An 18,596-nucleotide genomic window follows, 5' to 3' on the forward strand; every position below is an offset into this window, starting at 1 on the left:
AGTGTGCGCCGGGAGAGCACGCCGCGCTTACCAGCGATAGCTGAGCGAGGCCGAGACGGTGCGCGGATCGCCGTAGCGGCAGCCTGTTGGGGTTGAGCAGGTGATGTACTGCTTGTCGAACAGGTTCTTGGCCGAGACCTGCAGTACCATGCCCTTGAGCGAGGGCGCGACAGCCGCGAAGTCGTAGCTCATCATCGCGTCGACGATGGTGCGGCCCGGCACGTCATAGGCGAAGCCGGTGATGTTCGCCCCGCTCAGATAGCGCACGCCGCCGCCGAGCTTGAACCCCTTCAGGCCGAGGCCTGAGAGGTCGTAGTCGGCCCAGAGCGCGAACGAGTGATAGGGCACGAGGTCGACGCGCTGGTCGAGTTCGGCCGGGTTGTTGCTCTTGGTGACGCGCGCGTCGGTGTAGGAATAGGAGGCGGCGAGGTTCAGCGCGTCGAAGCTGACCTTGGCCTCCAGCTCGACACCGCGCGAGCGCACCTCGCCGGTTTGGACCGAAAAGGCGGTGGGCGCGACCGGGTCCGGCGTCAGCACGTTCTTCTGCTTGAGGTCGTAGACCGAGGCGCTGAGCAGCAGGTTCGTGCCCGGCGGTTGGTAGCGGATGCCGGCCTCATACTGCTCGCCTTCGGTCGGCTTGAAGGGGTTGCCGAGCCTGTCGGTCTGGACCTGCGGCTGGAAGGACTGGCTGAAGCTGACATAGGGCGCGATGCCGTTGTCGAAGAGATAGACCAGTCCTGCGCGGCCGGTGAAGGCGGTGTCGTCGAACTTCGTCGCGCGGTTGTTGGCGTAGCTGCGGGTGCGGGATTCGGCCCAGTCGTGCCGGCCGCCGAGCAGCAGCACCCATTTGTCGGCGATCTTCATCTGGTCCTGGAGATAGATGCCGTACTGGTTGCCGAGCGTGTCGGTGCCGTTGTCTACCGCACCCAGCGTCGGAAATGTGGTGCCGTAGACCGGGGCGTAGATGTCGAGCAGCGGGCCGACGGTGCCGGCGCGCCGGTGCGAATCGTAGGTGCGCCGATAGGCATCGAGGCCTGCGATCAGCGTGTGCTTGACCGGGCCGGTGTCGAACTTGGCCTCCAGCGAGGTGTCGGTGGTGAAGCCGGTCGAGGTCTCGTCGCGGTCGCTGACGCCGCGGTTGAGCGTGCGCCCGTTCGGCCTCAGCCCGCCGAAGCTCAAGTAGTCCCAGGCCACATCGGCGTGGAAGTAGCGCAGGCTGTGCCGCAGCTTCAGCGCGTCGGTGAAATTGTGCTCGAACAGGTAGCCGAGCGCGTATTGATCGCTGTCATAGCGGTCATAGCTCGGCTCGCCGATGAAGAGGTCGCGCGGGATCTGGTTGAAGCGCGTGTTGGCATAGGGCATCGGCGGCGCGAAACGCGTCCGGATCTGCTGATAGTAGCCGAGCAGGGTCAGCGAGGTCGCCGCGGTCGGCGCCCAGGTCAGGGCCGGCGCGATGTAGATCTTGTCGTCGTCGACATGGTCGACATTCGTCTCCGATTTCCGCAGCAGGCCGGTCAGCCGGTAGGAGAACTGGCCGTCTGCGGTGAGGGGGCCGCCGAGATCGGCCGAGATCTGCCGGCGCTGGTAGCTGCCATATTCGAGGTTGACCTCGCCGAAGCGGGTCGGGGTCGGGCGCTTGCTGATCGCGTTGATGACGCCGCCGGGGCCGAGCTGGCCGTAGAGCACCGAGGCCGCGCCTTTCAGCACCTCGACGCGCTCGAGCCCATAGGGCTCCTGGCCGCCATCATAGACGTTGGATTGCAGCTTCATGCCGTCGCGCAGGGTGCCAAGATTGCCGTTTGCGACGTTGAAGCCGCGCACGGTGAAATCGTCGACCATGCGCGTGAAGATCGGCGATTGCGTCACGACGCCGGGCGTGTAGCTCAGCGATTCCGCGACGGATTGCGCCTTGGTGTCACGGATCTGGTCGCGGGTGACGATTGAGATCGATTGAGGCGTCTCGAGCAGCGGCGTGTCGGTCTTGCTGCCGCTGGCGCTGCGTGTCGCGACATAGCCGTTGACCGGCCCCCAGGCCGTCTCGCCCTGCACCTCGATCGTATCGAGCGAGACCTGTCCGCCCGCCTGCGAATAGGCGGCGGCGACGCCAGGCCGCTCGATGGTCACACTGCCTGGCGCCGTGAAACGATAGGTCAGCCCCGTGCCAGCCAGAAGAGCCGCGACGGCGGCTTCCGGCGTGATCTCACCCGCGACACCGGAGGTGGTCTTGCCCTTCGTCAGCGGCGTCGGAAAGACGAGGCGCAAGCCGGCTTGCCGGCCGAGTGTGAGCAGAGCCTGTTCGAGCGGGCCGGCCGGCACCGAAATCGCTATCGCCCGGCGCTGTTGCGCAGTGGCCGGAGCGGCGGAGGCGACCGTCATCGCCGCCAGCGACACGCTCACCGCCACGGCTCGCAGCATCCTAGATGTAGCCTTGCGCACCACGCCACCCGCCGCCATCGTCACCCTCTTGCACCAGCCCGGCCGCGCCATTCGCGCGCCACCTCGATGGGTAAGAGCCCGGCGCGCCCACTCTCCTGACCTCGGGAACGAAACTTTTTTTCAGCGGGAGCGCACGATCACCATCAGCCCGGTCAGGCGCGTCACGCTGACCGGCAGGCTCGCCTCGAGCGTCGCCAAGGCGTCGTCCGTGTCGGCGACATCGAAGACACCTGAGATTCGCTGACGGGCGGCGCGGTCGTCGAGAACGAGGATGCGCCCCCTCCGATAGCGGCCCAGCGTCGCCAGAACCTCCGACAGCGGACGATCGGAAAAGACGAGCTTGCCGTCCTTCCAGGCGATCTGCTCCGCGACATCGGGGCGGGAGAGGACGAGCCGGCCGTCGCTGCCGAGGGTCGCTTCGTCGCCGGCTCGCAACTCGGCTTGCGCATCCCGGCTCCGCACGGCGACGCGGCCCTCTTCGACGGCGACATCGGGCCCGCGGCCGTCATGCGACAACTGCATCGCAAAGCGGGTGCCGAGCGCTGTGGCTTCCAGCGTCTCGCCGACTGCGACGAAGGGACGGGCCGGCATCGGCGCGACCTCGAAATAGGCCTCGCCACGCAAAAGCTCGACCTGGCGGCGTGAGCCGTCGAAGCGCAGGCGCAGCGCCGTATCGGTGTTCAGGACTGCCCGCGATCCGTCCGGCAGGGCGACGCTGCGGATCTCGCCGATGCCGGTGCTGTGATCGGCCTGCAGGCGATCGACCCACCCCGACTGCGAAACGCCGAGCCCGGCCGCGGCAAGCAACAACACGCCTAGCCCTGCCGCGCGGCGCGCACGGCGTGTGGCGCGCAGCTTCCGCAAGCGGTCCTTGGGAACGGGAGCCTCCTTGAGCTCACCCCAGAGCGAGGAGAACTCCTGATAAGTCTCGGCGTTCTTCGGATCGCGGGCGCACCAGGCGGCGAACCCCTCCCGATCGGCCGCCGTCGCGTCGCTCGACTGCAGGCGCGCGACCCATCCGGCCGCCTCTTCGCTGCGACGCTCCTCCTGCGATCGATCGTCCGGTTCAGCCATGCCCGCTCCTGCCGCGCGACCAACCACGGCGTGGCCTCCTGCGAATGCTTCTATCCGAGGTAGAGTGCGGGAGCCGCCGGCTCCTGACCTGGGCTCAGGAGAAAATCTCGTTGCGGATGTCGCGGCAGCGCAGCAGCGCCTTGATGATGTGCTTCTCGACCATGTTGCGCGAGATGCCGAGCATCTGGGCGATCTCGCCGTTGGCAAGGCCGTGCAGGCGGCTCAGGATGAAGACCTCCTGGCAGCGGGCCGGAAGCGCTTCGATCGCCTTAGCCATCATCAGGAGAGCCTGCCTGCTCTGGACGATGCGCTCAGGGCCCGGCGCCTCCTCCGCACGATCCTCGACCTGCGCATCGACGAGGAACAGCGCATTGTCGAGCCGCGTCCGCTGCGTGCTCGCCCGCGCCACCGATTTTGCGATCTGGAAGAGATAGGCCTGCGGGTTCTCGATCACCGTCCGCGGCGCGATGTCGAGCAGGCGCACGAAGGTTTCCTGCGTCGCATCCGCCGCATCCTCGCGGTTGTGCAGACGACGCATGAAGAAGCGCCGCAGGCGCCCCTCCTCGACGCGATGCAATGTCTCGAAGGCAGCGGCATTCATCGGCGCGAACCTCACCCCGCTCATGCACTTCGCCGGCCTGCATGCGCGAAAACCAGCGGCCGAAACCGGCGCAACTGCGCCGATGCCGGTCCCATGAACAGTCAGTCAACGACTTCAGCATGACCCCGAAGCCGCGCGCAGCACGCATAGCGACTTCGAAAAAAAGACGCAATCCCAATGATTTAGAGAGATTCCAGACTAGGTCGGCGACCATGTTCTGCCGCGAAACAAGCCGGTGTATCATGCAGCCGCTCAACCCCCGAGGCAGCGCCCGCTGTTGGGAAACCGCTCAATGTCGGCTGGCTCGCATCCTGGCGCTAAAAATCGCGGATGGTGGTGACTTCGCGGTCACCGCGACCCGTCGAGGCTGGTCATCGCCGGCGGGTGTCTTCGACGTCATCAATGACTTCGGCGCGTCGGCCGGCAATTTCGATTATCTGCGCTTTGAGGGCATTCACCCCGCACGCCTTACCTACACCGACGTCGGAAGCAGCCTCGTGATCAGCACCCACCACCTTGGCGGCTCGGGTGGTATCATCATCAGCAACTTCAGCGCGGCTCTACTCGGCGACCATCTCATCTTCGCCTGAACCGGGGTGTGGCTGCTTGAGCCGCTTTTCAACAGCTCCCCTCATCAGAGGGGCGATCGCCTCCTTCAACGGGTCTTGTCGTAAGAAGTCGGCATCGCTCATCCCTGCGCGAACGGCGGTTCAGCCCGTCGCGAGCGTGCCGTTGCGGATGTCGGTGACGAGCATGTACCCCGGCGCGTGAGTGATGCAGAATCCGGGGCGGACATTGGCGATCACGGCTTGCGGCGTGACGCCGCACGCCCAGAACACCGGGATTTCGCCCGGCCTGATCTCGACGGGGTCGCCATAGTCGGGCGCTGCGATGTCCCGGATGCCGATAGCGGCCGGGTCGCCGAGATGGACCGGCGCACCGTGGACCGACGGGAACCGGGCGGTGACCTGGACCGCGCGGATCGCATCGGCCGGCGCCAGCGGGCGCATCGACACGACCAGCGGGCCGGAGAAGCGGCCGGCCGGTGTCGTCGCGATCGAGGTGCGGTACATCGGCACGTTCCGGCCCTGCTCGATATGGCGCACCGGCAGTTCGGCGGCGAGCATCGCCTCCTCGAACGAGAACGAGCAGCCGATCAGGAAGCTGACGAGATCGTCGCGCCAGAATTCGCGGATATCCGTAGGCTCCGCGATGAGTTCGCCGTCGCGCCAGACCCGGTAGCGCGGCAGGTCGCTGCGGATGTCGAGATCGCGCCCGAGCGCCGGCAGCATCGGGTCGCCGATCTCGGACACCCCGATCAGTGGGCAGGGCTTCGGGTTGCGCTGGCAAAACAGCAGGAACTCGAACGCCAGCTCGCGCGGCAGGATCGCCAGATTGGCCTGCACGAAGCCGGGCGCGACATTAGCCGTCGGCCCGTCGAGGGCGCCGGAGCGTGCGGCCAGGCGCGCCTCGTAAGGGTCGGCGATGGACAGGTTGCTCGCCATGGCCTCAGGCCCCATTCGCTGTGCGTAGCGTCCGTTCCACCGCCTGCCCGATCGACAGGATCGCGCGATCGCGGCCGGCGGAACCGGCGATCATCAGCCCGACCGGGGCTTCGCCGGGGCGATGGCACGGCAGGCTGAGCGCGCAGCCGTCGAGGAAGTTGATGAAGGCGGGATTGCGCAGGATCAGCAGATTGGTGGCGCCGTAAGCCGCGTCCTCGGCCAGATCGTCGACCCTGGGAGCGACGACCGGCACGGTCGGCATGATCAGAGCATCAAATGGCGCGACCCGTGCCTCGACTGCGTTGATCCATGCGGTGCGCGCCGTCACCACATCGATATAGTCGGCGGCCGACATCTCCCGGCCGCGCTCGATCCGTACCCGCACCCGCGGGTCGTAGCGGTCGCCGGCGCGAGCGATCGGTTCGCGGTGCCAGTGCCAGGCCTCGGCCGCGGTCAGGCCCCCCTTGGCGTTGATTGCGCCGAGCTGTGCGAATTCCGGGATGGCGATCTCGCCGACCTGCGCCCCGGCCTTCGACAGGATGGCGAGCGCGGCCGCGAAGCTGGCCGCGACCGTCATATCCATGCCGTCGAGCGCAATCGTCTTCGGCACGGCCAGCCGCATGCCGGCGACGTTCGCTTCGCCGAGCAGGTTCTCGCTGGTTCCGGAGAGGATGGCGTCGAGCAGCGCGCAGCAGGCGACGCTGCGCCCGATCGGGCCGATCGAATCGAGACTGGTGGAGAGCGGCAAGGCGCCGTCGCGCGGCACCCGCCGCGCGGTCGGCTTGAAGCCAGTGAAGCCGCAAAGGGCGGCAGGGATCCGGACCGAGCCGCCGGTGTCCGTGCCGATGGCGGCCGCCGCCATGCCGTCGCTGACCGAGACGGCGGCGCCCGAGGACGAACCGCCGGGAATGCGCCCGGCAGCCCGATCGAACGGGTTCAGGGGCGTGCCGCAATGCGGGTTGAGACCGAGCCCCGAAAAGGCGAACTCGGTCATGTTCGTGCGGCCGACGATGATCGCGCCGGCAGTGACGAGGCGATCGACCACGGTTGCGCTGGCCCGGGCCGGCGGCGCATCGTCGAGCGCGACGCTGCCGGCCAGGGTGACGTCACCGGCGACGTCGAACAGGTCCTTGATCGAGATCGGCAGGCCTTCGACCGGTGAGCGGGTAAAGCCGGCCTGCCGCAGGGCGTCGGAGGCGTGCGCCGCCTTGAGCGCGCGCTCGGCATAGAGCCTGGTGAAGACGCGGGCGCCTTCACCATCGCTCGCCTGTGCCCGCGCCAGGGCGTCCTCGGTCAGGACGACGGAGGTGGTGCGCCCTGCCGCGAGAGCGTCCTGCAGTTCGATCAGCGTCTGGCTCATGGTCAGGCGATTTCCGGCAATGGCTCGATCCGATAGCTGTGCGTGATGCTGCGGCCGAGCACGGGGTCGAACAGCTCCATGGCGAAGGATGGCGCCGGCCGGATGCCGCCGATCGCGCCGACCGTGCCGCAGATCATGCCGGTCCCCTCCGGCAGGATCGTCGCGCCGCCGGTGTAGCCTGCGATCAATTCGAGCGGCGGGCGCAGGCTGGCCAACGGGCCCTCCTGGTAGAGGACCCGGGCGCCGTTCTCCTCGATATGGGAGCGGATGATCATCTTGTCCCAATGCCCGGCAACCTCGGCGAAACGCCAGGCCGAGCGCGCCAGAGGCTTGGCGCAGATCTGCTTGGACAGCGCGACGCCGAGCGTCTCGAGCTTGCGGTCGGTATGGTCGGAGGCGAGGCTGACATACATCTCGCCGCCTGCGCTGAAGACGAAGGTCTCGACCTCGCCGGAGCTCTCAGCCCCGAGCACCTGGATGCGGTCGGCCTGCGTCACCAGGTTCTCGGCGACGCGATAATAGAGCGGTACGGTGCTCGGGCGCGGCACGCCGATGGCGGCGAGCTCCTCGATATGATGCTCGATCGCGGCACGGTCGCGCCCGGCCCAGCCGGCGACGACCAGCTCGGTGAGGTCGACCTTGAGCGCCTGCGCGGCGCCGCCTTCGACGACGAAATTCAGTTCCATGACATCCTGCAGATTGTTTTGAAGGGAAGGCGATGCGCCCGCGGCTATTCGAAGACGCGGGGCAGGAAGAGCGCGAGGTCCGGGAACAGCGCGAGCAGCAGCATCAGCACCGCCATCGCGCCGACATAGGGCATGCTGCCGACGATCACGGCGTTCATCGAGCCGCTCTTGCGCAGGCTCTGCACCACGAAGAGGTTGAGGCCGACCGGCGGCGTGATCAGCGCAGCCTCGACCAGGACGATGATCAGAATGCCGAGCCAGATCGGATCATAGCCGAGCCCGATCATGATCGGCGCCACGATCGGGATCGTGGTGATCATCATGGAGAGCGTCTCCATGAAGCAGCCGAGGATCAGGTAGAAGACCACGACCACGACCAGCATCTGCACCGGGGACAGGCCGAGACCCCTGATCGAATTGGTGATCACGTCGGTGATCCCGGTCGCTGCCATCACGAAGTTCAGGAAGGCGGCGGCGAGGATGATCAGCATGATCATCGCGGTCGCCTTCATCGTGCCCTCGACGGCTTCGCGCAGCATTGCGAGCGTCAGGCGGCGCGACCAGGCCGCAAGGAGCATCGCGCCGGTGACGCCGAGCGCGGCGGCCTCCGTCGGCGTGGCAAGGCCGGCATAGATCGAGCCGACCACGAGGAGGAAGATGCCGAGCGGCGGCGCGAGATGCGCCAGGCTGGCGAAGCGCTCGCCCCAGCTCGCGGTGATGCGGCGCCCGCCCCATTCCGGCTTCAGCACGCAGCCGATGATGACCGTGAGCATGAACAGGCCGGCGAGCAGCAGGCCGGGGATGATGCCGGCGAGATAGAGCTTCGGCACCGAGGAGTTGGTCAGCACCCCGTAGAGCACGAGGTTGATCGAGGGCGGGATCAGGATGCCGAGCGTGCCGCCGGCCGCCAGGCTGCCGAGGAAGAGCGGCTCGTTGTAGCCGTAGCGCTTGATCTGCGGCAGCGCGACCGTGCCGACCGTCGCGGCGGTCGCGACGCTCGATCCCGAGGTCGCCGCGAACAGGGCCGAGGCGCCGATATTGGCGTGCATCAGCCCGCCTGGCAGCCAGGAGAGCCACAAGCTCATCGCGCCGTACATGCGCTCGGCGAAGCCGGAGCGCAGCAGGATCTCGCCGAGCAGGATGAAGAGCGGGATCGCGACGAGCAGGAACTCGTTGTTGGTGCTCCAGGCGAGCTCGCCGATGCCGCGCGTCAGCGGCAGCATCGAATAGAGCGGGTCGAGGATCAGGCCAAGCACGCCGAGTGCCGCGCCGACCGGGATCGACAGGCCAATCAGGACGAGCAGGAGGATGAGGGTCGTGGCGATCATGCCGTCTCTCCCTTGACCATGCGCTCGCCGGCGGCGGCTTCCTCTTCGGCCTCCTCCTGAGTCGAGCGCACGCCGGCGATCGCCTTCACGGTCGCGATATCGCCGGTCACCAGCGCGATCGAGGCACGCAGCAGCATCAGAGCGAGGATGACGCACATGAAGAAGAGGCCGGCAAACCACAGCCCTTGCGGGATCGCGAGCGGCGTCGCCAGCGGCGTGTTGGCCCGCGAACTCTGGGCGAGCGAGGCGCCGACCACGTCATAGGCATAGTAGGTCAGCATCGCCATGAAGACGCCGAGTGCGACCAGCGAGACCCAGTCGAAGACCGCGGCCAGCCGCACGGGAAAATACTGGTAGAGCACGTCGACACGGACATTGGCCCGTTGCAGGGTCGCGAAGGCAAGCGACCAGCTCGTGCTGATGGCGAAGGCGTAGCTCGACAGCTCGTCCGCGCCACCGGTGGTGAACCCGAGGAACTTGCGGGCCAGCACGTCGAATGAGATCAGCAGGACGCTCGCGATCGTCAGTGCGCCGGCGCACCAGACGGCAGCGCGCGACAGGGTCTCGGCATGGCGCATCAGCGCCGCCAGAGCATTAGGCGGGGGCGGGCTTGTCATGGAATCCTCGGCTCCCAGGAAATTGGGGAGGAGGCCGGTCCAAGCCGGCCTCCTGTTGGGGCATTACTTCTTGGCGGCCAGGCCGAGTTCCTTGCCGATCGTGGCGTTGAAGCCGGCGACGCAATCGGCCGAGCAGCGAGCCGCCCATTTCGGCAGCACCTTCTCCTGCAGCACGGTCTTGAGCAGCGCCTTGTCGGCGTCGGCCGGAACGACGAGCTGCATCTTGCCCTTCACCGGAAGCGTGCAGGCCGCGGCGCCGGTGTTGCAGTCATAGCCCTGCTGGGTCTGCTGGGCGGCGGCGTCCCAGATCTGGCCGACCAGGGTCTTGATGTTGCTGGCGAGGAACTCGCGGACCTTCGGATCGATCTTGTTCCAGGCGGCTTCGTTGACCGCGTGGATCTGCTGGTTCCAGTTGATCGGCAGGGCCAGGAGATGGGTCGAGACCTCGTACCATTTGGCCGAATAGCCGGAGAGCGAGCCGGTGATGGCGCAATCGACGACCTTGTTCTGCAGGGCCGGCACGACCTCGCCGAAGGCCATCGTCACGCTCGAGCCGCCGAAGGCTTCGACGAACTCCGCCTGGGTGCGGCTCGAGGTACGGACCTTCTTGCCCTTGAGATCGGCGAGGCCCTTCATCTCGGCGTTGCAGAACAGCACCTGCGCCGGATAGGGCGAGATGCCGAGCAAGCGGACCTTCGAGCCCTCTCCATAGAACTTGGCATAGACCGGCTCGAACGCCTCGGTGATCGTCCGCGCCGTCTTGGCGTCGGGCGCGAGGCCGGCAAGGTCGATCGCCTCGTTGATCGGGTTGTCGCTGGCGAAGTAGGACAGCGTGGCAGTGCCGAACTCGACCACGCCCTGCGACATCAGCCGCAGCAGCTCGGGGCCCTTCAACCCCATTTCGTTGAAGCCCTTGATGTCGGCGGTGACCTGCCCCTTCGACTTCTCCGGGATCGTCTTGGTCCAGAAGGGCTGCTCATAGTCCTGGTAGGCGGTGAGGTTGCTCAGTCCGCCGACGACCTTGAGATTGGCCTTCGGCAGGTCCTGCGCGGTAGCGGCGGTCGCCGCGAGCAGGCCAGCTGCAAGAATGAAAGTTTTCATCGTTTTTCCCCTCATTGGTTGTTGGTGGTGAGATTCCCCCGCGCCCTAGTCCCAGGACTGGCAGGCGCGGGGGTAGCGAAGCAAGCATTCCGGGCTGTCCGGCGTGACGAGGACCATCTCGCCGAGCGCCGCGCCGCCGAGGGCGGGCATGAACAGGTTAGGGTGCAGCTCGAAGAGCATGCCTGGCGCCAGTACGAGGTCGGACGCCGCGGCGGGCGGCGCGCCGGGATCGAAATGCTGGCGAAAGACCGCCGTGGTCAGCGGCTCCTCATAGGAGAAGCCGAGCCCGTGCCCGTTGCGGAAACGCCGGAGCCTCGCACGCTGCCGAGCATCGACGCGCTCGGCCAGCACGGCCTCCATGGCCTGCTCGGTGCCTGCCAGCGGCAGACCCGGGCGCAGCGCGGACAGCCCCGCTTGCAGCATCGCCTCGACATGGCCGGCAAGCTCGCGATGCTCGGCCTTCTGCGGCCCGATGCTGCCCATCCGGATGCCGTGGCCCCAATGGCCATCGACCGTCAGCGCGATGCCGAACAGGACCTGATCGCCACGCTGGGGCACCTGCCGGGCCTCCGCCGGCCAGTAGCGTGGATAGTCAGCCGCGGGTGCGACGGTCAGCCAGGTCCGGCAATAGTCGGCGCCGCGACGGCGAGCCTCGGCTTCGAGATTGAGCTGGATTTCCCAGGCCGGAAGCCGCCGCGCCAGCTCAGCGCCGAGCCGGCTGAAGAGCTCGTCGCACAGGACAGCGGCGGCGCGGTGCTGACGAAGGGCGGCCGCATCCTTGACCAGGCGCAGCCGCGCCACGGCCTCGTCTAGGGACGGGGCGTCGGCAAAGCCATACTGCGCCAGCGCGGCGTCGACTTGCCGGGGCAATTCGCCAAAGCCGACCGTCGCGATGCGGTCGCCGTTCAGCCGCGCCGCGAGCGCCTTGCCCCAGTCGAGCGACTGGACATGTTCGGCTGCGAGGTCCGGCCGCAGCTCGCGCGCCAGCGGCAACATGAACGGGCTGCCCACCAGCAGGAGCGCGCCATCGGCGGTGATGAGCAGCAGCGACAGGCTCTCATGCCCGTCCCAGCCGCTGAGGAAGCGCAGTGCCCCGTGCGAGGCGCTACCAGCGCCAAGAGCGCTGCCGAAGCCGAAGACGGCGACGCTCTCAGCCCCCTGCTCGCGCGCGCGATGCAGCAGAGCGTCCCGCCGCTCCGCAAGCAGACCGATGCTGCCGCTCGGTGCTCCGCTCATTGTGGCGGATCAGACCGAGACGATCAAAGCAGCGCCTAAGACAAGGCGCGCCGGAACGACGATGTCTGCAACGTTCAACGCGTGACCCCTCTGCAGCGGCTTTGGAGCCGTCTATGCATCGGCATTGCAGGACATCGGGAGCGTTGCTGTCCAATCGTATGTTTGGAACCGAGGTATAAGCGAGATTTATACCCCTTGCCCGCTCGCCGCGCCCTGCCGCGCGACCGTTTGCGCCATGCGCGCGATGATGCGGGACGGATAGCTGTCGGGGCCGTCGATCCAGCTCGCAGTGAAACTGAGATCGGGCAAGGGATCGGCCTCGACCTCGAGGATCTGCAATTCGCCGCGCGCCAGTTCACGGCCGAGAAAGACCGGCGTGATCACGGCCGCGCCGATGCCGTCGAGCACCATGCGCACCACCATCGAGAGCGAGGCGCTGCCATACATGCGCGGGGTCGAGATGCCGGCGCGCATCAGCATGTCGCGGACCTGCCGGTAGGGCGAGCTGTTAGAGGGATAGGTGATGATGGGGAGCCCGGCGATGCGGGCGAGCGTGACCGGGCCGGGGCCGAGCCCAGCGCCGGGCTTGACGACCCAGGCAAGCGGATAGGTGCAGAGCGGCAGGTTCTCCACCCGCGCCTCCAAAACCGGGCCGAGGAGGAAGGCGAGGTCGATCTGGCGCGCCATCAGATGCGATTGCAGCACATGCGTGCTGTCGACTTCGATCTCGAGGACGAGCGCCGGATAGGCGACGTGAACCTCCTCGATCAGCTTGGGCAGCCAGGTCTGGACGATGGTCTCGGCGACGCCGATGCGCAACGTTCCGCTCATCGTGGTCTGGTCGCGGGCGGCCTGCATCATGTCGCGGCGCGCCTGCATCATCCGTTCGGCATGGGCGAGCAGTTCATGGCCCTTGGCCGTGAGCTTAACGCCGCGCGCATCGCGCTCGAACAGGCGGACACCGAGCGCAGCTTCCAGCGAGGCGATCCGCTGCGAGATCGCGGGCTGGGTGGTGCCAAGCTTCTCCGAGGCGGCACGCAGGCTGCCGAGCGCGGCCGCCCAGAAGAAGGTCTCGATGTTGCGCAGGTCGATCATCGCGCGATGATGCCGAGGACCCAGCCGAGAACCAACAGAAAAGCAGCCACGGCCAAGGGAACGAGCGGGTCCCGCTTCGCCTGGCTTGCCGTCCGAAAGCGGCAAATGAGCTAGCTATCCAGTAAGCTGACGGCTGGACCGTTCGAAGATTGTGGCCCCCGTCTGCGTGTCGACGCCTTGCAGGCTGACCTCATAGCCCCATAGCTCATGGACATGTCGCAGCGTCGCATCGCAGCTGGCGCTTTCCAGAACAATTCCGTCATTGACCTTGTGCTGCAGGCGCAAGTGCCGCTGGCCAAGCAGGTCGACATCCACGACCTGGACATCCGAATGGTTCGCGCCGATGTCGTATCTCTGGGCCAAGGCGGCGCGGATGTGCTCATAGCCACGTTCATTGTGGATCGAGGCGACATCGTAGAAGGAGTCATCCGCCGCGTCGGAGAGCACGAACATACGCCATTTTCGGATCAGGGCTGGGCTGAGAAATTGGCGAATGAAGGATTCGTCGCGATGGTTGGCCCAGGCGTCGAGCAGGATCGTGCGCCAGTCGCCCTTGCCCGCGATCTCGGGAAACCAGTCGCGATCCTCCGCCGTGGGCTCGGTCACGACACGCTGGATATCCTGCATCATGTCCAGCCCCAGCGCATAAGGGTTGATGCCGGAAAAGCGAGGATCGTCGAAGGCCGGCTGGAAAATGACGTTCGAGTGGTTGCGCAGAATCTCCAGCATGGCGCCTTCGCTGATCTGGCCTCGATCGAACAGCGCATTCATGACCGTATAGTGCACGAAGGTCGCGCAACCCTCGTTCATCACCTGCGTCTGCCGCTGGGGATAGAAATACTGCGCGATGACCCGGACGATCCTCAGGATCTCGCGCTGCCAGGGCTCGAGGATCAGGCTGTTCTTCTCGAGGAAATAGAGCAGGTTCTCCTCGGGCAGATTGAGCGCCCGCTTCCGCTCGGCGATCGAGTCGTCGCTCTCGTCGTCCTTGCCGTCGTCCGGCGGGCGCGGAATCGTGCGCCACAGGTCGTTGTAGGAACGCTCCTCGTATTCCAGCCGCTCGCGAAGCCCCTCGCGTTGCTTCTCGGAAGAAAGCCTGGGAGGGCGGCGATAGCGGAACACGCCCTGTTCCATCAGGGCATGGGCGGCGTCGAGAACCGCTTCCACCGGCGCAACGCCATGCTTTTCCTCGCAGCGGGTGATGAAGCCCTTGGCGAAATCCAGATACCCCAGGATCGCGCCGGCATCGGTCCATTGCCGGAACAGATAGTTGTTCTTGAAGAAGTGGTTGTGGCCGAGGGCGGCATGCGCCGTCACCAGGGCCTGCAGGGCCATGGTGTTCTCTTCCATCAGGTAGACGATGCAGGGATCGGAGTTGATGACGAGCTCATAGGCCAGGCCGCGGCCGGCCTTGCGATAGAGCAGTTCCTGGTGGAGGAAGTGCTTGCCGAAGGACCAGTGGCGATACATCAGCGGCATGCCGATGGACGAATAGGCGTCGAGCATCTGCTCGGAGGAAATCACCTCCATCTGCACCGGGTAGATATCGAGCCGCAGTTCCTCCTTCGCGACCGCCTCGATGACGTCGTAGGCGTGCGACAAAGTCCCGAAGTTCCAATCCGAGCCGGAGAACAGCAGACCGGATTCCGTGGCTTGCCTCTGCATCGACGCTTCCCTCACTTGCGCTGCTGCGCCTGTTGACGGGTGAAGAGCTGCCGGAAGACCGGGTAGATGTCGGCGGCCCGGGCGATGCGGCTCATGTCGAAATTCGACCACCTGTCCTTGACTGCGAGATAGGATCGCCACAGCGAGGTGCCGTTGTCGGTGGAGCCGAAGATCTCGCTCTCGCGCTCGTCGATGATCTCGACATAGGCGAAATACTGGCACTGGCGCATGATCTGCCCGTCCATGAGGCTCAGGCAACGCTCGGAATCCGTAGCGAGATTGTCGCCGTCCGAGGCCTGCGCGGCATAGATGTTCCAATCCCGGCTGGGGTAGCGCTGCGCGATGATGCGCTGCATTTCCTCCAGCGCCGTGGACACGACGGTGCCGCCGCTCTGCGTGCTGTAGAAGAAGGTTTCCTCGTCGACCTCCTGCGCCATGTGGGTATGGCGGATGAAGACGATGTCCGTGCGGTCGTAGCGCCGCTTCAGGAACAGGTGCAGCAGGACGAAGAAGCGCTTGGCCAGGTCCTTCTCGCGTTCGCCCATCGAGCCGGATACGTCCATCAGGCAGAACATGACCGCGTTCGCGTTCGGCTGAGGCTGTGCCTCGAAGCGGTTGAAGCGGATATCGACCGGATCGATGAAGGCGATCACCCGGCGCCGGCGCTCCAGCCGGTCGAGCTCGGCGCGCAAGGCTTCGACGTCGGCGCGGACGGCGGGTCCGTCGACTTCCATCCTGGCCAGCTCGCGGAGGATCGCGTCGATCTCCTCACGCTTTGGCCGCTGGAGGGCGATGCGGCGGCCATGGCTGTTTCGCATGGTGCGCGCGATGTTGATGTTGGTCGGCGACCCGCTCGCGGAGAATCCGGCCCGCCGCGGCTTGAAGGCGAGAATCTCCTTGAGATTGAGCTTGACCATGTCGGGGAGCTCGAGATCTTCGAAGAACAGGTCGAGCACCTCCTCGCGCGAGAGCACGAAGTGGAAATCATCCTCGGACGGCTGCAGGCTGGGTGACGATCCCGATCCGGCGCCCTGGCCCGGCTTCGGCAGCCGGTCCCCCGGTGCGAATTTCTTGTTTCCGGGCAGGACATGCTGGCGGCGGCCGCTGTCCGTCGCATTGCGGAAGCTTGGCTCGCCCGTTCCCTTCGCAGGCATCGAAACGGCATGTTCGCCGTCGACATCGGCGATCCTGCCGGCCCGGATCTGTTCCTGAACGCTTCGCTTCAGCTCCGCCCGCACGCGGTGCAGGAAGCGCTGCCGGTTGCCCAGGCTCTTGTCCTTCGGGTTCAGGCGGCGGTCGATGAAGATCGGCATGGCGCGCTCCGGCCGCGTTCAGCCCGCCTTGTTGACGCGCATGTACCAGTCGACCAGGCGCCGAACCTGGCGCTCGGTATAGCCACGTTCGACCATGCGCTGCACGAACCCCTGGTGCCGCTTCTCGGTCACGCTATCCTGTTTCGAGCCGAAGCTGATGATGGGCAGCAGATCCTCGACCTGCCCGAACATCCGCTTTTCGATGACCTCGCGGAGCTTTTCATAGCTGGTCCAGGACGGGTTGCGGCCATTGTTCCTGGCCCGGGCGCGCAAGGTGAACTTCACGACCTCGTTGCGGAAATCCTTGGGGTTGGCGATGCCGGCCGGCTTTTCGATCTGCGACAATTCGTTGTCCAGGACCTGCCGGTTGAGGAGCTGGCCGGTATCTGGATCCTTGTAGTCCTGATCCTCGACCCAGGCGTCGGCATAGGCGATGTAGCGGTCGAACAGGTTCTGGCCGTATTCGCCATAGGATTCGAGATAGGCCTTCTGGATTTCGTGCCCGATGAATTCGGCGTAGCGCGTCGCGAGCTCCGATTTGATGAAATCGAGATAAGCCGCCTCCGTCTCCTTGGGAAACTGTTCGCGCTTGATCGCACCCTCCAGGATGTACATCAGGTGCACGGGGTCGGCGGCAAGCTCCTCGGTATCGTAGTTGAAGGTCTGCGACAGGATCTTGAAGGCGAAGCGCGTGCTGACGCCGGTCATGCCCTCGTCGACCCCGGCCGCGTCGCGATACTCCTGGATGGCCTTCGCCTTGGGCTCCAGCTCCTTGAGGTTCTCGCCGTCATAGACGCGCATCTTCGTATAGAGCGGCGAGTTCTCGAATTCGCTCAGCCGGGTCGAGACCGAGAACCGGCTGAGGAGGTCGAGCACTTCAGGCGCGCAGGGGCTGCCGGCCAGTTCGCTTTCGCGCAGCAGCTTCTCGTAGATCTGCCGCTCTTCGGTGACGCGCAGGCAATAGGGCACCTTGACCACCAGGATGCGATCGAGGAATGCCTCATTGTTCTTGTTGTTCTTGAACTGGAGCCATTCCGACTCGTTGGAGTGGGCCAGGATGATGCCCTGGTAGGGAAAGGCTCCGAAGTTCTCGGTGCCGTTGTAGCTACCTTCCTGCGTCGCGGTCAGCAGCGGATGCAGCACCTTGATCGGCGCCTTGAACATCTCGACGAATTCGAGCAGCCCCTGCGTCGTCCGGTTCAGTCCGCCGCTGTAGGAATAAGCATCCGGATCCGACTGGCTGAAGTTTTCGAGCTGACGGATGTCCACCTTGCCGACGAGTGCCGAGATGTCCTGGTTGTTCTCGTCGCCTGGCTCGGTCTTCGCGATGCCGATCTGACGGAGCCGCGAGGGAGTTAGCTTGACGACGCTGAACTTTGAGATGTCGCCCGAGAGCTCATCGAGCCGCTTCGCCGCCCATGGCGAGATCAGGCCGTTCAGCCGCCGCCGCGCGATTCCGTACTTGTCTTCGAAGAGATCGCCCATGCGGTCAGGACGAAACAGGCCCAGCGGCGATTCGAAGACCGGGCTGATCCGATCGCCGACCTTGAGCGTATAGAACGGACGCTCCTCCATCAGCTTCTTGAGCCGCTCAGCAAGAGAAGACTTGCCACCGCCGACGGGACCGAGGAGGTAGAGGATCTGCTTGCGCTCCTCCAAGCCCTGCGATGCGTAGCGGAAATAACCGGCGATCCTCTCTATGGTGTCCTCCATGCCGAAGAAATCGGCGAAGGAGGGATAGATCTTGATGGTCCTGTTCGCGAATATTCGTCCCAGGCGCTCGTCCTGGCTCGTATCGAACAATTTCGGCGCGCCGATTGCATCGACCATTCGTTCGGCCGCGGATGCATACATCAACTTGTCTTCTCGGCACGCCAGAAGATATTCCTGCAGGCTCATCTCCTCCTGCGAATAGCTTTGGTAATCCTCGGAGAATAAACGAAATACCTCGCCGTCTGTCTCGATCATGGCAGCCATCCCGCGATAGTCGGAGCCATCGACGACAGCCCCCGAACATTCAACCGATCATGGTCTCGCAAGTTCCTGCCCAATGGCACTTTGATGCCGCCGGAGAGCCCAGGGTTCCGTCTCGAACGGCTGGGCATCATCGTTGGGATCATGTCGGAACGACGACGCTTGTCGTGCGGATCGCTCCAGCAATCGGTCCAGGAACACTGTCGAAGCTAAGCCCATATGCGCCTCCGTAAAGCGGGCTCCTACACACCAAGTTCTTTCTCCTCCTTGGTGGTGACCGCGTCGATGACATGTGGCGGAAGCGCGAGAGCGCTGACGATCTCGTCGTTCAGGACCCGTACGCTCCCGGTTGCGATCGCCCCCATGGCCAGTTCCTCGTATCCGGGGACGCCGAGCTTGCGCACGACGAAGACGTCGAGCGGTGCCTTCAGGGCTCGTGCGACCTCATAGCCGACCGGCACGCCGCCCCGCGGCAGTGCCAACACGATCACGTCATCGCGCCCACCATAATGAGTCAGCTTGCCGGCAAGCTGGCGTCCGGCCTCGCGTCGATCTGAAAAGACGATGGTCATCCACTTGAATCCGAGGGGACGTGTTCTCCGTTG

At 65.6% G+C, this 18,596-nt stretch carries 16 protein-coding genes; 1 reads left to right on the top strand and 15 read right to left on the bottom strand.

The genetic code is table 11. The annotated features are described in order from the left end of the window. Window positions 1–27: 27 nt before the first annotated feature. From ACSQ24_RS22685 to ACSQ24_RS22695, 3 genes are all read right to left on the bottom strand, one after another. Window positions 28–2,403, bottom strand: a complete 2,376-nt coding sequence (locus tag ACSQ24_RS22685) for a TonB-dependent siderophore receptor (RefSeq protein WP_436096868.1) — start codon at window positions 2,401–2,403, stop codon at window positions 28–30. 153 nt (window positions 2,404–2,556) lie between these two features. Continuing rightward, complete coding sequence (locus tag ACSQ24_RS22690; protein ID WP_436096869.1) at window positions 2,557–3,510, bottom strand: FecR family protein; 954 nt, start codon at window positions 3,508–3,510, stop codon at window positions 2,557–2,559. Window positions 3,511–3,604: 94 nt separating this feature from the next. After that, entirely contained in the window at window positions 3,605–4,111 is a 507-nt protein-coding gene (locus ACSQ24_RS22695; RefSeq protein ID WP_436097950.1) for an RNA polymerase sigma factor, read from the bottom strand. Between the two features lie 242 nt (window positions 4,112–4,353). Here ACSQ24_RS22695 and ACSQ24_RS22700 point away from each other — a divergent pair, with 242 nt between their 5' ends. After that, entirely contained in the window at window positions 4,354–4,701 is a 348-nt protein-coding gene (locus tag ACSQ24_RS22700; protein WP_436096870.1) for a hypothetical protein, read from the top strand. 120 nt (window positions 4,702–4,821) lie between these two features. Here ACSQ24_RS22700 and ACSQ24_RS22705 read toward each other — a convergent pair whose 3' ends face one another. From ACSQ24_RS22705 to ACSQ24_RS22760, 12 genes are all read right to left on the bottom strand, one after another. Next, window positions 4,822–5,631 (bottom strand): putative hydro-lyase, encoded by an 810-nt coding sequence (locus ACSQ24_RS22705; protein WP_436096871.1) that lies wholly within the window; start codon window positions 5,629–5,631, stop codon window positions 4,822–4,824. Then, a complete protein-coding gene (locus tag ACSQ24_RS22710; RefSeq protein WP_436096872.1) occupies window positions 5,621–6,976 on the bottom strand; it encodes an amidase in 1,356 nt (451 codons plus the stop codon). Before ACSQ24_RS22710 ends, ACSQ24_RS22705 begins: the two co-directional genes overlap by 11 nt. Before the next feature lie 2 nt (window positions 6,977–6,978). Further along, window positions 6,979–7,662 carry a DUF2848 domain-containing protein gene (locus ACSQ24_RS22715; protein ID WP_436096873.1) on the bottom strand — a complete coding sequence of 228 codons (684 nt, stop codon included), beginning with the start codon at window positions 7,660–7,662 and terminating at the stop codon, window positions 6,979–6,981. 44 nt (window positions 7,663–7,706) lie between these two features. Then, the gene (locus ACSQ24_RS22720) at window positions 7,707–8,990 is read right to left on the bottom strand and encodes a TRAP transporter large permease (RefSeq protein ID WP_436096874.1); all 1,284 of its coding nucleotides are present in this window, start codon (window positions 8,988–8,990) and stop codon (window positions 7,707–7,709) included. Beyond that, window positions 8,987–9,607: a TRAP transporter small permease subunit gene (locus ACSQ24_RS22725; RefSeq protein ID WP_436096875.1), complete on the bottom strand. Its 621-nt coding sequence runs from the start codon at window positions 9,605–9,607 to the stop codon at window positions 8,987–8,989. The genes ACSQ24_RS22720 and ACSQ24_RS22725 overlap by 4 nt, the downstream gene beginning before the upstream one ends. A gap of 63 nt (window positions 9,608–9,670) precedes the next feature. Then, entirely contained in the window at window positions 9,671–10,708 is a 1,038-nt protein-coding gene (locus tag ACSQ24_RS22730) for a TRAP transporter substrate-binding protein (RefSeq protein ID WP_436096876.1), read from the bottom strand. A 45-nt stretch (window positions 10,709–10,753) separates the two neighbouring features. After that, window positions 10,754–11,944: a M24 family metallopeptidase gene (locus tag ACSQ24_RS22735; protein ID WP_436096877.1), complete on the bottom strand. Its 1,191-nt coding sequence runs from the start codon at window positions 11,942–11,944 to the stop codon at window positions 10,754–10,756. Window positions 11,945–12,130: 186 nt separating this feature from the next. Then, window positions 12,131–13,039 (bottom strand): LysR family transcriptional regulator, encoded by a 909-nt coding sequence (locus tag ACSQ24_RS22740; RefSeq protein WP_436096878.1) that lies wholly within the window; start codon window positions 13,037–13,039, stop codon window positions 12,131–12,133. Window positions 13,040–13,153: 114 nt separating this feature from the next. Then, on the bottom strand, window positions 13,154–14,704 hold the full coding sequence (locus ACSQ24_RS22745) for a SpoVR family protein (protein WP_436096879.1): 1,551 nt from the start codon (window positions 14,702–14,704) through the stop codon (window positions 13,154–13,156). A gap of 11 nt (window positions 14,705–14,715) precedes the next feature. Further along, entirely contained in the window at window positions 14,716–16,017 is a 1,302-nt protein-coding gene (locus ACSQ24_RS22750) for a YeaH/YhbH family protein (protein ID WP_436096880.1), read from the bottom strand. Between the two features lie 18 nt (window positions 16,018–16,035). After that, entirely contained in the window at window positions 16,036–17,985 is a 1,950-nt protein-coding gene (locus tag ACSQ24_RS22755) for a PrkA family serine protein kinase (protein ID WP_436096881.1), read from the bottom strand. Between the two features lie 248 nt (window positions 17,986–18,233). After that, window positions 18,234–18,563, bottom strand: a complete 330-nt coding sequence (locus ACSQ24_RS22760; protein ID WP_436096882.1) for a phosphoribosyltransferase — start codon at window positions 18,561–18,563, stop codon at window positions 18,234–18,236. Between the last annotated feature and the right edge of the window lie 33 nt (window positions 18,564–18,596).

This window comes from Allobosea sp. LjRoot237 (assembly GCF_964253285.1).
GTDB lineage: Bacteria > Pseudomonadota > Alphaproteobacteria > Rhizobiales > Beijerinckiaceae > Allobosea.